Source organism: Streptomyces sp. NPDC020747 (assembly GCF_044334695.1).
Lineage (GTDB): Bacteria > Actinomycetota > Actinomycetes > Streptomycetales > Streptomycetaceae > Streptomyces.
The window spans coordinates 129,502-146,776 of sequence record NZ_JBIRTJ010000011.1; the positions used below are offsets into that span (position 1 = coordinate 129,502).

Below are 17,275 nucleotides of genomic sequence, written 5' to 3' on the forward strand. Positions count from 1 at the left end.
AGTGGGGCGTACTACGGTACGCACCCATGATCGAACCAGACTTCCTGCGCACCACCCGAACGGCCTACGACGCCGTGTCCGCCCTGTATGCCGAGCTCTTCGCCAACGGTCTGGAGGACCATCCACTGGACCGGGCCATGCTCATCGCCTTCGCCGACCTCGTGCGGGCCAACGGCGGCGGTCCGGTCGCCGACCTCGGCTGCGGACCGGGCCATGTGACCGGGTTACTCCATTCGTTCGGGCTGGACGCCTCGGGCGTCGACCTGTCGCCGGAGATGATCGCGATCGCCCGGGACGCCCATCCGGAGCTGCGGTTCGAGGTGGGTTCGATGATGGCCCTGGACCTGGCGGACGACAGCCTCGGCGGTGTCCTGGCCCGCTACTCGATCATCCATACCCCACCGGAACAACTGCCGCGGGTATTCGCCGAGTTCCACCGGGTCCTCACCCCCGGCGGCCACCTGCTGCTCGCCTTCCAGGCCCACGACGACCCCTCGGAGCTCGCCGAGTCCTTCGACCACAAGGTGGCACTCGCCTACCACTGGTCCCCGGACCGCGTGGCCGCGCTGCTGAGCGATATGGGTTTCACCGAGACGGCCCGCCTACGACAAGTGGCCCCGCCGGATGCCGAACGGCAGTTCCCGCAGGCTCACTTGCTGCTCAGCAAGGTCTGACATCAGCGCCCCGTCAGGGGCGCGGGGAACTGCGCGACCAGCCCACCACAACCCGCACGAACCCACCGGTCCAAGCAGGCACTCACCCCGCCGAGCCTGGAAACACGGGCCGCGCCCACCCCGGTGGCTCTGGCGGCGGCCCCGGACGCCGAGGCGTGTCCGCGACACGCATATCCACCTGCGTGGGCGCATGACCGGCGGCCACCGCGCCTGTCGCCGCCGCGCGCAGCGCGGTGACGAAGGCGAGGCACGACTCGTACCGGTCGTCGGGACTCTTGGCGAGGGCCTTCGCCAGGACCCCGTCGACCGGCTCGGCGAGTTCGGGCCGCTGTGAGGTCAGCGTGGGCGGCTGATCGTACTGGTGGGCCCACAACAGGGCCATGTCGTCGTCCCGTTGGAAGGGCGGATGGCCCGTCAGCGTCTCGTGGACCACGCACGCGAGGCTGTAGACGTCACAGCGGCCGTCGACCGGACGCCCGGAGATCTGCTCGGGCGCAACGTAGTCGAGCGTGCCGACGAACTGGCCGACGGTCGTGAACCCGGTCAGGGACAGCGACTTCTTCGTCAGGCCGAAGTCGGTGAGGTAGACGTGCTCGGGATGGTCGCTGTCCGTGCCCGCCGCGACCAGGATGTTGCCCGGTTTGACGTCCCGGTGGACCAGGCCGTGGTCGTGGGCGGCGTCGAGCGCGGACGCCACCTGGATGGCGATACGGGTGGCGTCCGCGATCGCCAACGGGCCCTCGCGGTCCAGGAGATGGCGCAGGTCGCGACCGGCGACGTACCGCATGGCGATGTAGAGGACGCCGTCCGTCTCGCCCGCCTCGAAGACCGGCACGATGTGCGGGTGGTCGATCGCGGCGGCCACCCGTGACTCGTGCGTGAAGCGTTTGCGGAAGGTGTCGTTGCGGGCCAGTTCCGGGGCGAGCAGTTTCAGGGCGACCGTGCGGTCCAGGCGCAGGTCCTTGGCCCGGTACACGACGGCCATGCCGCCGCGGCCGACCTCGCGCTCGATCCGGTAGTCGGCGATCTGCTTGCCGATCAGGTCGGAGGGCCGCCCCGAGTACAGGCTCGTGTCGTGCGGCATCAGCCGTCACCGTCGCCCGTGACGAACCGGGTGGGGGCGTGGCCGCGATCGCCCTCGGTCTCGGGCGGTTCCGGACCCGTGTCGCCCACGACCTGCGTCGGTTCGGGACCCGTGTCGCCCACGATCCGCGTCGGTTCCGGATCCGTGTTCCCCACGGCCTTCGTCGGTTCCGGCCCGATGCCCGGCACGACCTGAGTGGGCTCGGGGCCGCCCGACGCGGGCGGCTGGGGCCGGGCCGCGGCAGGTGGCTCGGGTCCGGCCTCGTCATGGGGCCCCGGTCCGTCCTTGACCGGCTTCGGTGTCGCGTACGTGCTCAGCCGGTTGCCGTCGCAGTACACCCAGCGCTCGTGCTCGGCCTCGTAGAGCCACACGGCCTCCCCCTCGACGACGATCCCGACCCGCATGCCCTGCGTACGGCCGTGGAACTCCTCCCCGTCGAGGCGTCCGGCCGCCAGTTCCTCGACCGTCTGCCGGTAGCGGCCGACCGTCTCCTCGACGCGGGCCAGCAGGGGACGCGGGTCGGCGGTACGAGCGAGGGGCTGTCCGGCGGCCGGCGGCTCCTGCGGTACGGCGAGCAGCAGACGGCCGTCCACCCACGCCGACCAGCCGTTGGCGCACAGGACGTGCCCCCAGTCACCGCGCCGCTCGACGAGCCGGACCGGCAGGAGCGCGTCGAGCGCCACGGTGGGCCGGGTCGGGTCCGGGGCCTCCCAGGCCGGCAGGCCGTCCTGCGGGACCACGTGGGTGGGGCGGAAGTCCTCGGTCGTCGTCATCGCGCCTGCTTCCTGCGGGCTACTTCCGCATGACTTCGGGTTCGTGCCGCCTCAGCAGCCGGGCGACCAGATAGCCGAAGAGGGCCGAGAGGACGACGAGCATGCCCATGTTGAGCAGCCACACGCCCACCGAGTGCTTGAACAGCGGGTCGGCGGTCAGGTCGCCCGGGACGAGCCGGGCAAGGCCGATGGTGCCCGCCATGGCGCCGAGCGCCCAGCGGGACGGCACCAGCCAGGACAGCTGCTCGATGCCCGGGACGCCGTCGAGCTTCAGCAGGGCGCCGCAGAACACGACCTGGACGATGGCGAGGAGCACGAGCAGGGGCATCGTGACCTCCTCCTTGCGCACCAGGGCGGAGACGAGGAGGCCGAGCATCATGGCGGTGAAGGAGAGCAGGGCGACGGCGACCGTGATCTCGACGAGGGGCGACATGAGCACGCCCTCGCCGCCGGGCGCGTTGAGGTCGACGCCGAGCAGCGCCACCAGGGTCAGTACGACGGCCTGGAGGACGGTGATCGTGCCGAGGACGACGACCTTGGACATCAGGTACGCCGATCTGGAGAGGCCGACAGCTCGTTCTCGCTGGTAGATCACCCGTTCCTTGACCAGTTCGCGCACGGCGTTGGCCGCGCCGGTGAGGACTCCGCCGACGCAGAGGATGAGCAGCGCGTTCATCGCCGTCTCCTGCGTCAGCTTGCTGCCGGCCAGGGCCCGGGCCATGGCGCCCATGACGAACGGCAGGGCGATCATGATGGCGAGGAACGTCCGGTCGGCGCTGAGCGCTGCCGCGTACCGGCGCACGAGCGTGCCCAGCTGGGAACCCCAGCTCTGCGCCTTCGGCGGGCGGACAACCGTGCTCGGGGCCGGAGCGGCCTGGCCCATGTGCGGCTGGGCGGTGGAGTTGACGATGTACTGGCGGTGCTGGAGTGACGCCAGGTAGTCGCCGGCCCAGTCCCGTTCGCGGTCCCGCTCGAAGGCCTCGAACGCCTCGGGCCACTCTTCGTAGCCGAAGAAGGCGAGGGTCTCGTCGGGCGGCCCGTAGTAGGCGACCTTGCCCCCCGGCGCGAGTACGAGCAGCCGGTCGCAGACGTCGAGGCTGAGGACACTGTGGGTGACCACGATGACGGTCCGCCCGTCGTCGGCGAGGCCGCGCAGCATGTGCATCACGGAGCGGTCCATACCGGGGTCGAGGCCGGAGGTCGGCTCGTCGAGGAAGAGCAGCGAGGGCTTGGTGAGCAGCTCAAGGGCCACGCTGACGCGCTTGCGCTGGCCGCCGGAGAGGCTGTGGATGGGCTGCCCGACGCGCTGTTCCAGGCCCAGCTCGCGCACGACCTCGTCGACCCGGGCCCGGCGCTCGGCCTTCGCGGTGTCCTGCGGGAAGCGCAGCTGAGCGGCGTAGGTAAGGGCCCGCCGCACTGTCAGCTGGGCGTGCAGGATGTCGTCCTGCGGTACGAGGCCGATGCGCTGGCGCAGCTCGGCGTAGTCGCGGTAGAGGTCACGGCCGTCGTACAGGACCGTGCCCCGGTCGGCGGGCCGCTGGCCGGTCAGGGCGTTGAGCAGCGTGGACTTTCCGGCGCCGCTGGGCCCGACCACGGCGAGCAGGCATTTCTCGCCGACCGGGAAGGAGACCCGGTCCAGGAGCGTCTTGCGGCCCTTGTCGACGGCGACCGACAGATCCTGTACGTCGAGGGACACCTCGCCGGTGTCGACGTACTCCTGCAGCTGGTCGCCGACCAGGCAGAACGCCGAGTGGCCGATGCCGACGATGTCGCCCTCGTCGATGCGGGCGCGCGTGACGGGCTGCCCGTTGAGGAACGTGCCGTTGTGGCTGCCCAGGTCGACGATCTCGTACGTCCCGTCCGGCAGTGCGCGCAGCTCCGCATGCCGTCTGGACACGATCAGGTCGTCGACGACCAGGTCGTTGTCGCCGCCGCGGCCGATCCCGACCATGCGGGCGGGCAGCGGGCGCACCGACGTGGGCTGCCGGAAGGTGCCGGTCGCGGCGGGCAGGGAGACCGCGGAGGGGCGCTCGGGAGCGGGCGGGGGCCGGTCGGCGAGCACGGCGCTCGGGCCGTCGGCGGGGTTGCCGAAGCGGATGACGCTGCCGGGGCCGACGTCCCACTCGTGGACGCGGCGGCCGTCGGCGTACGTACCGTTCGTGCTGTTCTCGTCCCAGAGCGTCCAGTGATCGGCGTTGGGCCGCAGGACGGCGTGGTGCCAGGAGACCCGGGCGTCGTCGATGACGATGTCGCTCAGCGGGTCTCGGCCTACGTGATAGTCGTGGTTCGGGGTCATCACCATGGACCCCGTCTCGGTTTCGAGGACGAGTTCGGGCGCCGCTGAACGCTCTCCCATGCCTGAATTCTAGCTATTCGCCCACATATGCGCCTGCTGCGGCCGGTCGGCCGGGGGCCGCACCCATGCGGCTCCGCCGGGATCGGGGATCAGGCGGCCGGCATGGACAGGAAGGGGAGGGTGCGCTGCATGCGCAGGGCATCGACCGACTCCGCGAGCAGCTCGTACTCGGTGGTGTCGTCACTCGTGGCGATGCGGACCAGACGCCCGGCGGCCAACTCCTCAGCGGCCAGCTCCTGTTGAAAGATGTCGCCGCACCACGCGCGCAGCACGCCGGGCACGTCGGGGGCCGTGGCCGAGACGGGCATCATCGAGTTCGGCGGGAAGTACGGGGCGTCGGGGTTCGGATCGAGGCGCTCGGCCATCCATGACGCCCGGTCCCGTAACCACCACATGGCCAGCGCCAGGGTGGGTGCCCGGTAGCTGCCGAGCGGTACACCGACCCACATACCTCCGCACACTCCGTACGCGGTGACATGGCAAAGGAATTCGTCGTGCACGATCGCTCCCCCATTGCATCCGCTTGCTGCCGGTCCGGCCTCTCTTTCCTGCGGCTCGCTGGTGGTGCACGATGGCGCTGTTCTTCGGTCGGTCCGCCGGGTGATCCCCTGGCGATTCCGAGCCGTTCTCAGGGCTGTGAATGGCCCTGGCATTCAAGTATCACCACTCCTGACACACTGTCACCATGCCATTCCAGCCAGTCTCCTGGCATATTCACGGCGGTGACTGGCCGAAATGCCTCGGCCGTGGAGATCAGGGTCCTCCGGGGCATCACCCGAGAGGTGTCCGGGGGCATTACCCGAGGGGTAATCGACGGGTTCGACGACGCCCGGCATGGTTGCGGTACCGGATCCCGACAACGTCCGATCCGGTCCCTGACCAGTACGTACGAGCACGTACGACCTCGATGGAGGCTGATCGCCCATGTCCGCGAACCAGAACCGCTACGAAACCGCCGTCACCCGCTACTTCGAGGCCTGGAACGCGGACGGGGAGGAGGCCCTGACGAAGGCCGTGACCGCCGCCTGGACCGGGGACGGCACATACACCGATCCGCTGGCCGACGTCCGCGGCCACGACGGGATCGCGGCCGTGATCGCCGCGGCCCACGAGCAGTTCCCCGGATTCGAGTTCCGGCTCACCGGTGCCGTGGACGGGCACCACGACCTCGCCCGTTTCGGCTGGGAACTGGTCGCCGTCGCGGACGGCTCGGCGCCGGTCGTCGGCTTCGACGTGGTCACGCTGGGCGACGACGGGCGGATACGGAGCGTGCACGGATTCCTGGACCGGGTGCCCGCCGGGGCGTGACACGGCTGCCGCGATGAGTTTTGCCGCGCCCGATGGTCTCGTATTAGGAGAGACCACCGGGTTGGCAGAGACCATCGGGACATCGGAGGACGTCATGAGCACGAGCACCGAATTGGATCAGCAATTCACCGCGGTACTTCGGAAGAGTCCCGCGAACGGCGGCTGGACCTATCTCGTCTGGCCGGAGTCCGTCGAATTCTTCGGCACGCGCGGTTTGGTCAAGGTCCGCGGGACGATCGACGGCCATCCCTTCCGGAGTTCGTTCATGGCCCTCGGCGACGGCACCCACAAGCTTCCCGTGAAGGCCGACATCCGCAAGGCGATCGGCAAGGAGGCCGGGGACACCGTGACCGTCCGGCTGGAGGAACGCGTCATCGACTGACCCCCGCGCCGAAGGCGTCAGGGGTCAGTACCTATCTGGTGCTCAGGCCTTGGACGCCTGACGCACGATCTCGTCGATGCGGGTGAGCTCGTCCTCCGAGAAGTCCAGGTTGCCCGTGGCCGCCACGCTGTCCTCCAGCTGCTGCGGGCTGCTGGCGCCGATCAGGGCGGAGGTGACCCGGCCGCCGCGCAGTACCCAGGCGAGCGCCATCTGCGCCAGGGACTGGCCGCGGGTCTTGGCGATGTCGGCCAGGGCGCGCAGGTTGCCGACGAGGTCGTCGGTCACCGTCTCGGCGCTCAGGAAGGGGCTGTCGCTCGCGGCCCGCGAGCCCTCCGGGATGCCGTCGAGGTAGCGGCCGGTGAGCAGGCCCTGCTCCAGCGGCGAGTAGGCGATGGAGCCCACCTTCAGCTCGTCGAGGGTGTCCAGGAGCCCCTGCTCCTCGGGACGCCGGTCGAGGATCGAGTAGCGCGGCTGGTGGATGAGGAGCGGGGTGCCCAGCTCGGCCAGGATGCGGGCGGCCTCGCGGGTCTGCTCCGGCGAGTAGTTGGAGACACCGACGTACAGCGCCTTGCCCTGCTGCACCGCCGAGTGCAGCGCGCCCATCGTCTCCTCAAGGGGAGTCTCCGGGTCGGGGCGGTGGGAGTAGAAGATGTCGACGTAGTCGAGGCCCATCCGGCCCAGGCTCTGGTCGAGCGAGGACAGCAGGTACTTGCGGGAGCCCCATTCGCCGTACGGGCCCGGCCACATCAGGTATCCGGCCTTGGTGGAGATGACCAGCTCGTCGCGGTACGGGCCGAAGTCCGCCTTGAGCGCCTCACCGAGGGCCGACTCGGCGGCGCCGGGCGGGGGCCCGTAGTTGTTGGCGAGGTCGAAGTGGCTGACGCCCAGGTCGAACGCCCGGCGCAGGATCGCGCGCTGGGTGTCGACGGGCCGGTCGGGGCCGAAGTTGTGCCACAGGCCGAGGGAGAGCGCGGGAAGTTTCAGGCCGCTGCGTCCCGTGCGCCGGTAGGGCATGTCCGCGTAACGGTCGGTGTGTGCGGTGTACAACGCGTTCTCCAGAGGGATCGGTACGGAGTGGACCGGTGTCCACTCTCGCCTGCCCGCTGGAGAGCGGTCCAACAGGAGAATCGGATGGGATTCAGCGGATACGCTTCTCAATCATGGAATTGCGCCACCTGCAGCACTTCGTCGCGGTCGCCGAGGACCAGCACTTCACCCGGGCAGCGGAACGCCTGATGGTGTCGCAGTCGGGCCTGTCCGCCTCGATCCGCGCACTGGAGCGAGAGCTGCGGGCCCCGCTGTTCGTCCGTACGACCCGCCGGGTCACTCTCACCGAGGCCGGCCGGGCCCTGCTGACCGAGGCGGAGCGGATCCTAGCCCAGGTCCGTGCGGCCCAGGACGCCGTGGCCGCCGTACAGGGCGTGCTGCGCGGCACGCTCTCGCTGGGCACCGAGCAGTGCATCGCGGGGGTGCCGGTCGCGCAGCTGCTGGCCGCGTTCCGCAGGCAGCATCCGGACGTGGAGATCCGGCTGCGGCAGGCGGGCTCGGGCGCGCTCGCCGAGGACGTCGCCGCGGGCCGCCTGGACCTGGCCTTCGCGGTGACGACCCGCGCCGACACCGAGCAGTTGCGCTGTCTGCCCCTGACCAGCGAGCCGATGACCGTGCTCTGCCATCCCTCGCACCGGCTGGCGAGCGGCGGGCCCGTCACCCCGGACGAACTCGGAGGCGAGTCCTTCGTCGACTTCCACCCCGACTGGGGGCCGCGCCGCACGACCGACGCGGCCTTCGCGGCGGCGGGTGTGCACCGCACGGTCGCCCTGGAGGTCAACGACGTGCACAGCCTCCTCGACCTCGTCGAGGAGGGCCTCGGGATCGCCGTCGTACCGCGCCACTTCGCCCACAAGCGGCGGGCCCTGCCCGCGCGCCCCCTCAAGGCCGACACCGAGACGCCGTACGAGACCGTGGCGATGCTGCCGCCCCCGGAGGCGACCAGTCCCGCGGCCCGGGCCCTCATGTCGCTGCTCGAAACAGGGGGTCTGGCACCACCCCAGGAGGGGCTCCAGGACTCCTGACCTGGCCCGGTCCCCCGCCGCAGACTCGTGCACATCGATCACGACAACTGCGGCACGGGAGTGCGGAGATGACTGAGCACAGCCGACGGAACGTACTGCGCGGGGCGGCCGCCGTCGCGGCGGCGGGCGGACTCGTGGGAGCGACGGGAGGACTCGCGGCAGGTGCTCCCGCCACCGCGAAGGGGCGCCACTTCCCGTTCCTGGAGGGGGCGTTCGCCCCGGTCACCGAGGAGCTGACCGCCTTCGGCCTCCCCGTCACGGGACGGATCCCGCGTGAGTTGAACGGCCGCTATCTCAGGAACGGTCCGAACGTCCTCGGCCTTGAGGACCCCCGGGCGCACCACTGGATGCTGGGCGACGGCATGGTGCACGGCGTGCGGCTGCGGGACGGCCGCGCCGAGTGGTACCGCAACCGGTGGGTCCGCTCCTCCCGCGTCGCCGAGAAGCTCGGCGAGCCCTACCCGGGACCGGTGCCGCCGGACGACTTCCCCTGCAACACCCACGTCATCGGGCACCGCGGGCGGGTCCTGGCCCTCCAGGAGAGCGGCCCGCTGCCGTACGAACTCGACTACGAGCTCAACACGGTGGGCACGTACGACTTCCGCGGCACCCTGGAAGGCGCGTTCACGGCCCACACCAAGCTCGACGCGGAGTCGGGCGAACTGCACGCGATCTCGTACTACCCGACCTGGAACCACATCCGGCACCTGGTGGTGGACGCCGCGGGGCGGGTCGTCCGGACCACCAGGATCCCGGTCTCGGACAGCCCGATGATCCACGACTTCGCGCTCACCGAGAAGTACGTCGTCATCTTCGACATGCCGGTCACCTTCGACCCGGCGGGCGCCGAGCGGGGCGACCTGGTGCCGTACGTGTGGAACAACCGCCACCCCTGCCGGGTCGGCGTCATGCCGCGCTCCGGCGGGCGGGTCCGCTGGTTCGAGGTGGAGCCGACGTACTACTCGCACACCCTCAACGCGTACGACGAGGGGTCGTCGGTGGTCGTCGACTTCACGGCCTTTCCGGCGCCCTTCCTCGTCGCGGGGCGTGGCTCCGGCGGGCCCTACGGGGCCGGGACCGTCCGGCTGCACCGCTGGACCATCGACCGCGACCGAGGCCGCGTGCGCACGAAGGTCCTGGACGGCCGGCCGCAGGAGTTCCCGCGCGTCAACGAGGCATTGGTCGCGCGCAGGCACCGGTACGGCTACACGACGGCCGCCGCCGAGATGTCGCTGGCGTATGTGACGGCCGACGGGAACCCGCCCGACCGTGCCTTCAGCAGCGAGCTGATCAAGCAGGACCTGCTGCGCGGCACCTCGCAGGTGCACCGGCTGCCCCGGAACGCGGCGGTGGGCGAGGCGGTGTTCGTGGCCTCGGACCCGACGGACGCGAGGGCGGCCGAGGACGACGGTTACACACTGGCGTACGTGCACAATCCCGACCGGGGCGCGGCCGATCTGCTGATCCTGTCCGCCCAGGACTTCACGGGTGAGCCGGTGGCCCGGATCCATCTGCCGGGGCGGGTGCCGCTGGGCTTCCACGGGAGCTGGGTGCCCGACGCGTGAGAGGCCGGCCGCAGCCGCTGAGCGGTCCGGCCGGCCTCGGGGGTGCTCAGAGCTCGTAGCCCGGCAGGACGACGTCCCGGATGAGGGCGGCCCGCTCGTCGAACGGGATGAACGCGCTCTTGACGGAGTTGACCGTGACCGTGCGCAGGTCGTCGAGGGTCCAGCCCGCCTCGTCGACGAGCAGGGACATCTCGCGGGTCATGGTCGTGCCGGAGACCAGCCGGTTGTCGGTGTTGAGCGTGACGCGGAAGCCCAGGTCGCGCAGGTGCGTGATCGGGTGGTCGGCGATCGAAGTGGCCGCGCCCGTCTGAAGGTTGGAGGTCGGGCACATCTCCAGGGCGATCCGGCGGTCGCGCACCCAGCCCGCGACGCGGCCGAGCTTGCCGTCCACGATGTCCTCGGTGATACGGACGCCGTGGCCGATGCGCTGGGCGCCGCAGACCTGGAGGGCCTGGTGGATGCTGGGCAGGCCGTGGGCCTCACCGGCGTGGATGGTGAACGGGACGTTCTCGACACGCAGATGCTCGAAGGCGGCGAGGTGGTCGGCGGGCGGGAAGCCGTCCTCGGCGCCCGCGATGTCGAAGCCGACGACGCCCGCGTCCCGGAAGGCCACGGCCAGGTCGGCGGCCTCGCGGACCCGGTCGAACATGCGCATCCCGCACAGCAGGGTGCCGACGCGGACCGGCGTGCCCTGGGCCGCCGCCTTGGCCATACCGGCGGCCAAGCCCTCCTGCACGGTCTCGACGACCTCGGAGAGGGCCAGCCCGCCGTTGACCAGCAGCTCGGGGGCGTAGCGCACCTCGCCGTAGACGACGCCGTCCTCGGCGAGGTCGAGCACGTACTCCTCGGCGGTACGCAGCAGGCCCTCGCGGGTCTGCATCACGGCGAGGGTGTGCTCGAAGGTGGCTATGTAGCGGACCAGGTCACCGGAGTTGGCCGCCTCGTAGTACCAGGCGGCCAGCTCGTCCGGGTCGGTGGTGGGGAGCGTGTGGCCGACCGCGTCGGCGAGTTCGACGAGCGTGGTGGGGCGCAGGCCGCCGTCGAGGTGGTCGTGCAGGACGGCCTTGGGGAGCCTGCGGATGGTGTCGATGTCGATGCGGGACGCGGTCATGCGGTGTTTCCTCGGCAGGTTGTCGGTGGGTGGGGAGTTCGGTGAGTGGGAGTGCTGATCACTGGGCGGTTTCGTCGGGTGCGGCGGATTGCGGGTCGGGCACGGCGGGTTACATGTCGGGCGCGGCGGGCTGCAGCAGGTCCCACCGGTTTCCGTACAGGTCCTGGAAGACGACGACCGAGCCGTACGTCTCGTGCCGGGGCTCCTCCAGGAAGGTCACGCCCGCCGCGGTCATCCGTGCGTGGTCGCGGGCGAAGTCGTCGGTGTGCAGGAAGAAGCCGACGCGTCCGCCGGTCTGGTCGCCGACCCGGCCGCGCTGCGCCTCGTCCTTGGCCCGGGCCAGCAGGAGCCCGGTGCCGTGCCCTCCGGTGGACGGCTCCACGACGACCCAGCGGGATCCGTCGGGTCGCGGGGTGTCCTCGGCGAGCCGGAATCCGAGGGCCTCGGTGTAGAAGCGGATCGCCTCGTCGTAGTCGTCGACGACGAGGGTGACCAGGGCGACGCGTTTCATCGGAGCCTCTCGGGGAGCGAAGAACAGGACATGGACAGGACACGAGATGGGTTATACGTAACACGCGAGGATACGGCATGGCGAGGTATGCGGACTCCCTCCCTGGGGAGGTGGGGGCCGCGTGCCACCGCCGTACCCGCCTCCTGCATGCTGGAGCCAAGATCAAGCGACAGGAGTGACCCACCATGTCCGAGACGCCCAGGTCGACCGGAGCCCCCGCCCACCAGAACGTCACGTTCCCGAGCGGCGGCAACACCGCGCACGGCTACCTGGCGCTGCCGCCCGCCGGACAGGGGCCCGGCGTCATCGTGATCCAGGAGTGGTGGGGCCTCACCGACCACATCGCGGACGTCACCGAGCGCCTGGCGAAGGAGGGCTTCGTGGCGCTGGCTCCCGACCTGTACGGCGGCAATGTCGCCCACGACAGCGCCGAGGCGTTCCGCATGATGCAGGACCTGCCCGTGGCGCGCGGCGTCGAGCTGCTCTCAGGCGCCGTCGACCACCTGCTCGCGATGCCCGAGGTCACCTCCGGGACCGTCGGCTCGGTCGGCTTCTGCATGGGCGGCGGTTTCGTCCTCCACCAGGCCGCCACCGACCCGCGCGTCCACGCCGCCGTCCCCTTCTACGGCGTCATCCAGGGTGAGACCCCCGACTTCTCCGGCCTCAAGGCGCAGATCCTCGGCCACTACGGCGAACGCGACTCGGCCATTCCCGTCGACTCCCTCGCCCCGCTCCGCGACACGATCCGCGAGCAGTCCGGCATCACCCCGGACTTCCGCGTCTACCCCGCCGACCACGCCTTCTTCAACGACGGCCGCCCCGACGTCCACGAGCCCGAGTCGTCGGCCCTGGCCTGGCGGAGCACGGTGGACTTCCTGCACGCACAGCTGGGCTGACCTGAGCAGCGGTACGACGGTGTCGTGACGCGGGTCGCGGGTGGACCCGCGTCACTCACCGGTGGGGCGCTCCTGTCGCTGCTCAGGGAGACGCGGCGATCCGTACGCGGTGGCTGTCGTCGTCGGAGAGGAACGCGGCCAACTCCCGCCCCTGCTCGGCCACATCGGTGCGGTCGGCCCGGGAGAGGCGGCGCAGCGGCGTGACCAGCACGGTGTCCGCCTCCACGTGCCAGGTCGCGGCGACCCTGCCGTCGACCAGGACGACGCGAGCGCCGGCGACCGACAGGCCGCGGTGGGCATCGTCGATGATCCGCCCGCGGTCGTGGTAGCCGAGGATCGCGTTGTCGAACGCGGGCAGGAACCGCGCAGGCGCGGGTGTGTCGGGGTCGGGACGCGGAGCGTCGGGAAGATCCAGCAGTTCCCGGCCCCGTCCGTCGCGGAAGGTCACCAACTCCTCGCGTACGGCGGTGATCGCGGCCGGAAGTCCGGCGAGGCCGCACCAGGCGCGCAGGTCGGCCGAGGCCGCGGGGCCGAACGCGGCCAGATAGCGCCGCACCAGGTCCTGGCCCACAGGGTCGGAGCCGTTCGGGGCCGGCGGGTCGATCTCGCGCCCGAGCCAGGAAGAGAGCGGGACGTTGCGTACTCCCGCCCGGGTACGCCACAGTCCGCGCGGTGGCAGTTGCACCATCGGGATGAGGGCGGCGACCAGCATTTCGCCCAGTGGCCGCGGCCCCGGCTTCGGCCAGCGGTCGGCGAGCGCCCGCGCGAGTTCGGCCATCGAGCGGGGCTCGCCGTCGGCCATCACGGCCCGGCCCGCCGCCGCGAGCTCGTCGAGATCCACTCCGGCGAGTTCGCCGCGATAGACCCCGATTACCCGTTGGCGCAGCATGGCGTCGTGGCGGGCCCGCCAGGCCAGGGCGTCGGCGGCGGTCACGAGGTGGACGGTGCGGCGCATGAGATGGGTACGCACCACACTCCGTCCGGTCAGGAGGTTCGAGAGCACCGCCGGGTCGAACGCGCGCAGCCGTGACCAGAGCCCGACGAACGGCTCCTGCGGTTCCTGCGCCTGCAGCCCGCCGAGGTGCGCGACGGCGTCGAGCACCGGCAAGTCTGCGCGGTCGAGCAGCAACTGCCGTGCCAGGGTTGCCCGGTTGAGCGCCCGGGTGTCGAGAACGGTCATCGGGTCGCCCCATCGGCATGTCCGAACCTCATGGTGCGCTCTTCCCTTCGAATGGGTACTTCGCATGCGTACTTCGAATACGTGCAGGATTCCGAGGTCGGGACCGGGTCGGGGCGGTGGCCCGACCCGGTCGGGATCCGTCGTCGTCAGGTCGACTTCTGTCCGTCGAGCGTCTCGCGCAGGATGTCCGCGTGCCCGGCGTGCTGGGCGGTCTCGGCGATGACCTGGGTCAGGACCCGGCGCACGCTTCGCACCGCTCCCGGCTCGTGCCAGGGCGCCTCCGGCAGCGGATGTGTCGCCGAGAGGTCGGGCACGGAGGCGATGATCTTCTCGCTGTGGGCGGCGACCTGCTCGTAGCGCTCGACGACCCCGGCCAGCGTCTCACCGGGCAGCATCTGGAAGTCGTTCTGGTGGTCGATCATCCACTGCGGGAACTCGCGTGCGGTACCGGCCGCGAGATCGGCCCAGGTGACGCCGTCGGGCAGGTCGTGGCGCATCGCCGACGGGCCGTCGACCACGAAGCGCAGCCATCCTTCCTCGATGGAGGCGACGTGCTTGATCAGTCCGCCCAGGCAGAGCGCGCCGACGGTCGGGCGTTCACCGGCCTGTTCGTCGCTGAGCCCGCGCACGGTGTTGGTCAGGGCTGCCCGCGCGGTCGCGAGCGCGGCGATCAGGTCGGCCCGCTCGGCGTCGGGAGTGGCAGGGGGCGTGGTCATGGCGGTCACGGTGATCGGTCCTTCGGGTCGTTCCCGTTGTTCGGTACGAGACCGACAGTCGCAGGAGAAGCGGTCAGGGAGTGTCCTCTACTCGGGGCACCATGGGTGCCATGCCGAAGACATCAGCCCGACTGCTGTCGCTGCTCTCACTGCTCCAGGCACGCCGGGACTGGCCGGGGGCGCTGCTGGCGGAGCGGCTGGACATCAGTCCGCGTACCGTGCGCCGCGATGTCGACCGTCTGCGCGAGCTCGGCTATCCCATCGTGGCGTTCAAAGGCCCTGACGGTGGCTACCGGCTCGACGCCGGAACCGACCTGCCGCCGCTGCTGTTCGACGACGAGCAGGCCGTCGCCCTCGCCGTGGCACTCCAGATCGCCACGACCTCCGGCGCCGGCATCGAGGAGGCCGCGGCGCGTGCGCTGACCACCGTCCGGCAGGTCATGCCCGGGCGCCTGCGCCACCGGATCGACATGCTCAAGGTCACCGCCGTCGGGCGATCCGCGACCCGGCCGGAGTCGCGGGTCGACAGTGGCGTACTCATGGCACTCGGCGCCGCCGTCCACGCGCGCGAGGTGCTGCGCTTCGACTACGCCTCCCCGAAACGAGGCGACGGCGATCCCGCCGTGACCGCGCCGCGCCGGGTGCAGCCCCATCACCTCGTCACCCGGGGCGGGCGCTGGTATCTCGTCGCCTGGGACCTGGACCGCGAGGACTGGCGCACGTTCCGCGCCGACCGGATCGCTCCGCGTGTCCCTACGGGGCCCCGGTTCATCCCGCGTGAGGTGCCCGGGGGTGATGTGGCCGCCTTCGTGGCGGGCCGGTTCCGGGGTTCGGACGACTCCGGCGGCTCCGGCGACTGGCCCTGCCTCGGCGAGGTGATCCTCGGGCTCCCCGCCGCCGAGGTGTCCCGCTACTCCCGCGACGGACTCGTCGAGGAGCTGGGCCCGGACCGCTGCCGGCTGGTCCTGGGTTCGTGGTCGTGGCCCGGCCTGGCCGCGGACATCGGCAGGTTCGACGCCGACATCGAGGTCGTCGGCCCTGCCGAACTCAGGGACGCCTTCGCGCAGTTGGCCCGCCGCTACGTGAACGCGGCGGCGGGCACACCTGGCGAGCAGCGTCAGTACGTGTAGCCGTTCAGCGTCGACACCGCGGCCGCCGGGTTCCCGAGGTCGTACCGGTCCACGGCGAGGAAGTTGGGCTTCTTGCGGGCGGCGGGCTGGCAGAAGCGCTGGGCCCGGTCGGTGAGTTTGGTGTTGTCGGTGGTGGCCGTGGAGGCGATCGCGGCGTCACGGAAGTGGTTCATGACGAAGAGCGGCCGGAACGGCGGCGCCGTGGCGGTGAGGGGGACGTTGGAGTTGGCGTCGTACCAGCGGCTGTAGCAGGACCAGTCGGAGCTGCCCAGTCCCGAGCCCATGGACCAGTAGTTCTCGACGGTCCACTCGCGCTGGTACATGACGCCGAAGGTGTCGCGGGTGAGGCCGGCGGACTGGTCGGCGGAGCGGCTGTGGTCGGTGAAGATGAGGAGACGGTCGTTGGCTGCGACGAGTTCCGACATCTTCGGCCAGCCCTTGGTGCGGACGCCGGTCTGGTCGGGGCGGTACAGCACGTCGGCCAGGCCGTTCACGCGGGCCAGTTCGCTGCGCAGGACGCCCGGGTCGACGTAGTCCTCCAGGAAGACGGTGACGACGTCGTTCGGGTTCGCCCTCAGGTAGTCGACCATGCGCTGGATGTCCACCCACAGCGCGACCGGCCGGCTGACAAGGGTGCAGCTGTTGTGGCAGAGGATCGCGCCGTCGGAGGTCTGGTGGATGTCCAGCATGAACCCGCGTACGCCGTCGGCGAGTTGCTGGTTGATTCCGCGGCTCTGGTTGGGGACGAGGTTGACGAAGGGTGGTGCGAATCCGCCGTCGACGCCGTTCGCGTACGCGTTGTGGGACGTGAGGAACGTGACCTGGTCCAGGGTGCGTTGGTCCTGGGACGGCATCGGGGAGGTCGGGGACGCCGTGGGAGTCAGGTACCAGGAGGCCAGGTTCCCCGCCGCGCCCAGGGCCAGTTGGGCTGGGTAGTTGGAGCCGGACGGCTTCGCGGCCACGGTCAAGTACTGGTCTGCGCCCGGGACTTTGAGCCGGTACTGATCGGTCCCCGTCGCCGTGATCTCCCACGGGGCGTCGCCGCTCGTACAGGCCACGGTTCTCGCCTGACCGCCGGAGCGGCCGAGGCAGCTGCCCGCCGTGTCGGTGCTCTCCAGCACGTACGACGCGCCGCTCGACCGGAGCGTCCACTGCTGGCGGTCCTCGTTGCCCTTGGGGTTGCGCTGGACGACCGCTCCCCCGCTGTCGGCGGCATTGAGGCCGGTGACCGCGCTCTGCACGTAGAACACACCTCCCGTCGGGACCGCCGCCGAGTGGGCGGGAGCGGCCAGGACGGAGGTGAGTGCCGCTGCGGCGGCGGTGAGGGCGAGCAGGGGGCGATGCATCCGCATGTCGGTCGGGGTCCCTTTCAGCAGCGCGACGGCGCCGAAAACGGCAGCCGGGAAATGGGGGGTCTGCGCGGGACACTCAATCGGCTTGGTATGTACCGGTCAATAGCCCGGACCGGCCGGACAGGGCGGCGACATCGAGCCGCCGCCCCACGGCCCTCGGCGGTA

17 protein-coding genes are annotated in these 17,275 nt (G+C 70.9%); 7 read left to right on the forward strand and 10 right to left on the reverse strand.

Annotation, left to right across the window (positions count from 1 at the left end; translation table 11 throughout):
- Positions 1–26: 26 nt before the first annotated feature.
- A complete protein-coding gene (locus tag ACH4YP_RS27680) occupies positions 27–674 on the forward strand; it encodes a class I SAM-dependent methyltransferase (protein WP_361053842.1) in 648 nt (215 codons plus the stop codon).
- Positions 675–756: 82 nt separating this feature from the next.
- On the opposite strand, the gene ACH4YP_RS27685 is transcribed toward ACH4YP_RS27680, so the two are convergent.
- The 4 genes from ACH4YP_RS27685 to ACH4YP_RS27700 form a co-directional block, all read right to left on the reverse strand.
- Entirely contained in the window at positions 757–1,758 is a 1,002-nt protein-coding gene (locus ACH4YP_RS27685; protein ID WP_361053839.1) for a serine/threonine-protein kinase, read from the reverse strand.
- Complete coding sequence (locus tag ACH4YP_RS27690; RefSeq protein ID WP_361053836.1) at positions 1,758–2,531, reverse strand: hypothetical protein; 774 nt, start codon at positions 2,529–2,531, stop codon at positions 1,758–1,760. Before ACH4YP_RS27690 ends, ACH4YP_RS27685 begins: the two co-directional genes overlap by 1 nt.
- 19 nt (positions 2,532–2,550) lie before the next feature.
- Entirely contained in the window at positions 2,551–4,887 is a 2,337-nt protein-coding gene (locus ACH4YP_RS27695) for an FHA domain-containing protein (protein WP_361053833.1), read from the reverse strand.
- A gap of 89 nt (positions 4,888–4,976) precedes the next feature.
- The gene (locus tag ACH4YP_RS27700; protein ID WP_361053830.1) at positions 4,977–5,387 is read right to left on the reverse strand and encodes a hypothetical protein; all 411 of its coding nucleotides are present in this window, start codon (positions 5,385–5,387) and stop codon (positions 4,977–4,979) included.
- A 424-nt stretch (positions 5,388–5,811) separates the two neighbouring features.
- Here ACH4YP_RS27700 and ACH4YP_RS27705 point away from each other — a divergent pair, with 424 nt between their 5' ends.
- A complete protein-coding gene (locus tag ACH4YP_RS27705) occupies positions 5,812–6,195 on the forward strand; it encodes a nuclear transport factor 2 family protein (protein WP_398493137.1) in 384 nt (127 codons plus the stop codon).
- Positions 6,196–6,289: 94 nt separating this feature from the next.
- Entirely contained in the window at positions 6,290–6,577 is a 288-nt protein-coding gene (locus ACH4YP_RS27710; RefSeq protein WP_398493139.1) for a DUF1905 domain-containing protein, read from the forward strand.
- A gap of 42 nt (positions 6,578–6,619) precedes the next feature.
- Here ACH4YP_RS27710 and mgrA read toward each other — a convergent pair whose 3' ends face one another.
- Positions 6,620–7,624, reverse strand: coding sequence for an L-glyceraldehyde 3-phosphate reductase (mgrA, locus tag ACH4YP_RS27715; RefSeq protein WP_398493141.1), 1,005 nt, complete (start codon positions 7,622–7,624; stop codon positions 6,620–6,622).
- A 113-nt stretch (positions 7,625–7,737) separates the two neighbouring features.
- Here mgrA and ACH4YP_RS27720 point away from each other — a divergent pair, with 113 nt between their 5' ends.
- Positions 7,738–8,649 carry a LysR family transcriptional regulator gene (locus tag ACH4YP_RS27720; protein WP_361053818.1) on the forward strand — a complete coding sequence of 304 codons (912 nt, stop codon included), beginning with the start codon at positions 7,738–7,740 and terminating at the stop codon, positions 8,647–8,649.
- Positions 8,650–8,717: 68 nt separating this feature from the next.
- Positions 8,718–10,214, forward strand: coding sequence for a carotenoid oxygenase family protein (locus ACH4YP_RS27725; RefSeq protein WP_398493143.1), 1,497 nt, complete (start codon positions 8,718–8,720; stop codon positions 10,212–10,214).
- 46 nt (positions 10,215–10,260) lie between these two features.
- On the opposite strand, the gene ACH4YP_RS27730 is transcribed toward ACH4YP_RS27725, so the two are convergent.
- Positions 10,261–11,325: an adenosine deaminase gene (locus ACH4YP_RS27730; protein ID WP_361053811.1), complete on the reverse strand. Its 1,065-nt coding sequence runs from the start codon at positions 11,323–11,325 to the stop codon at positions 10,261–10,263.
- 109 nt (positions 11,326–11,434) lie between these two features.
- Positions 11,435–11,836, reverse strand: coding sequence for a VOC family protein (locus tag ACH4YP_RS27735; RefSeq protein ID WP_398493145.1), 402 nt, complete (start codon positions 11,834–11,836; stop codon positions 11,435–11,437).
- A 185-nt stretch (positions 11,837–12,021) separates the two neighbouring features.
- Here ACH4YP_RS27735 and ACH4YP_RS27740 point away from each other — a divergent pair, with 185 nt between their 5' ends.
- The gene (locus ACH4YP_RS27740; RefSeq protein WP_398493147.1) at positions 12,022–12,732 is read left to right on the forward strand and encodes a dienelactone hydrolase family protein; all 711 of its coding nucleotides are present in this window, start codon (positions 12,022–12,024) and stop codon (positions 12,730–12,732) included.
- Positions 12,733–12,814: 82 nt separating this feature from the next.
- Here ACH4YP_RS27740 and ACH4YP_RS27745 read toward each other — a convergent pair whose 3' ends face one another.
- Together ACH4YP_RS27745 and ACH4YP_RS27750 are read right to left on the reverse strand one after the other, a co-directional pair.
- On the reverse strand, positions 12,815–13,912 hold the full coding sequence (locus tag ACH4YP_RS27745) for a winged helix DNA-binding domain-containing protein (protein WP_361053803.1): 1,098 nt from the start codon (positions 13,910–13,912) through the stop codon (positions 12,815–12,817).
- A gap of 146 nt (positions 13,913–14,058) precedes the next feature.
- Positions 14,059–14,637: a DinB family protein gene (locus ACH4YP_RS27750; RefSeq protein ID WP_398493149.1), complete on the reverse strand. Its 579-nt coding sequence runs from the start codon at positions 14,635–14,637 to the stop codon at positions 14,059–14,061.
- Between the two features lie 101 nt (positions 14,638–14,738).
- On the opposite strand from ACH4YP_RS27750, the gene ACH4YP_RS27755 reads away from it, so the two are divergent.
- A complete protein-coding gene (locus ACH4YP_RS27755) occupies positions 14,739–15,758 on the forward strand; it encodes a helix-turn-helix transcriptional regulator (protein ID WP_398493151.1) in 1,020 nt (339 codons plus the stop codon).
- Here the strand turns inward: ACH4YP_RS27755 and ACH4YP_RS27760 are convergent.
- Positions 15,746–17,110 (reverse strand): phospholipase, encoded by a 1,365-nt coding sequence (locus ACH4YP_RS27760; RefSeq protein ID WP_361053794.1) that lies wholly within the window; start codon positions 17,108–17,110, stop codon positions 15,746–15,748. The genes ACH4YP_RS27755 and ACH4YP_RS27760 overlap by 13 nt on opposite strands.
- Positions 17,111–17,275: the final 165 nt, after the last annotated feature.

Bases quoted from the DNA above. Each gene is read 5' to 3' on its own strand.
- ACH4YP_RS27695 (WP_361053833.1), bottom strand. From the start codon at position 4,887: ATGGGAGAGCGTTCAGCGGCGCCCGAACTCGTCCTCGAAACCGAGACG.
- ACH4YP_RS27710 (WP_398493139.1), top strand. From the start codon at position 6,290: ATGAGCACGAGCACCGAATTGGATCAGCAATTCACCGCGGTACTTCGG.
- ACH4YP_RS27680 (WP_361053842.1), top strand. From the start codon at position 27: ATGATCGAACCAGACTTCCTGCGCACCACCCGAACGGCCTACGACGCC.
- ACH4YP_RS27735 (WP_398493145.1), bottom strand. From the start codon at position 11,836: ATGAAACGCGTCGCCCTGGTCACCCTCGTCGTCGACGACTACGACGAG.
- ACH4YP_RS27730 (WP_361053811.1), bottom strand. From the start codon at position 11,325: ATGACCGCGTCCCGCATCGACATCGACACCATCCGCAGGCTCCCCAAG.
- ACH4YP_RS27745 (WP_361053803.1), bottom strand. From the start codon at position 13,912: ATGACCGTTCTCGACACCCGGGCGCTCAACCGGGCAACCCTGGCACGG.
- ACH4YP_RS27760 (WP_361053794.1), bottom strand. From the start codon at position 17,110: ATGCGGATGCATCGCCCCCTGCTCGCCCTCACCGCCGCCGCAGCGGCA.
- ACH4YP_RS27725 (WP_398493143.1), top strand. From the start codon at position 8,718: ATGACTGAGCACAGCCGACGGAACGTACTGCGCGGGGCGGCCGCCGTC.
- ACH4YP_RS27685 (WP_361053839.1), bottom strand. From the start codon at position 1,758: ATGCCGCACGACACGAGCCTGTACTCGGGGCGGCCCTCCGACCTGATC.
- ACH4YP_RS27755 (WP_398493151.1), top strand. From the start codon at position 14,739: ATGCCGAAGACATCAGCCCGACTGCTGTCGCTGCTCTCACTGCTCCAG.
- ACH4YP_RS27720 (WP_361053818.1), top strand. From the start codon at position 7,738: ATGGAATTGCGCCACCTGCAGCACTTCGTCGCGGTCGCCGAGGACCAG.
- ACH4YP_RS27740 (WP_398493147.1), top strand. From the start codon at position 12,022: ATGTCCGAGACGCCCAGGTCGACCGGAGCCCCCGCCCACCAGAACGTC.
- ACH4YP_RS27690 (WP_361053836.1), bottom strand. From the start codon at position 2,531: ATGACGACGACCGAGGACTTCCGCCCCACCCACGTGGTCCCGCAGGAC.
- ACH4YP_RS27705 (WP_398493137.1), top strand. From the start codon at position 5,812: ATGTCCGCGAACCAGAACCGCTACGAAACCGCCGTCACCCGCTACTTC.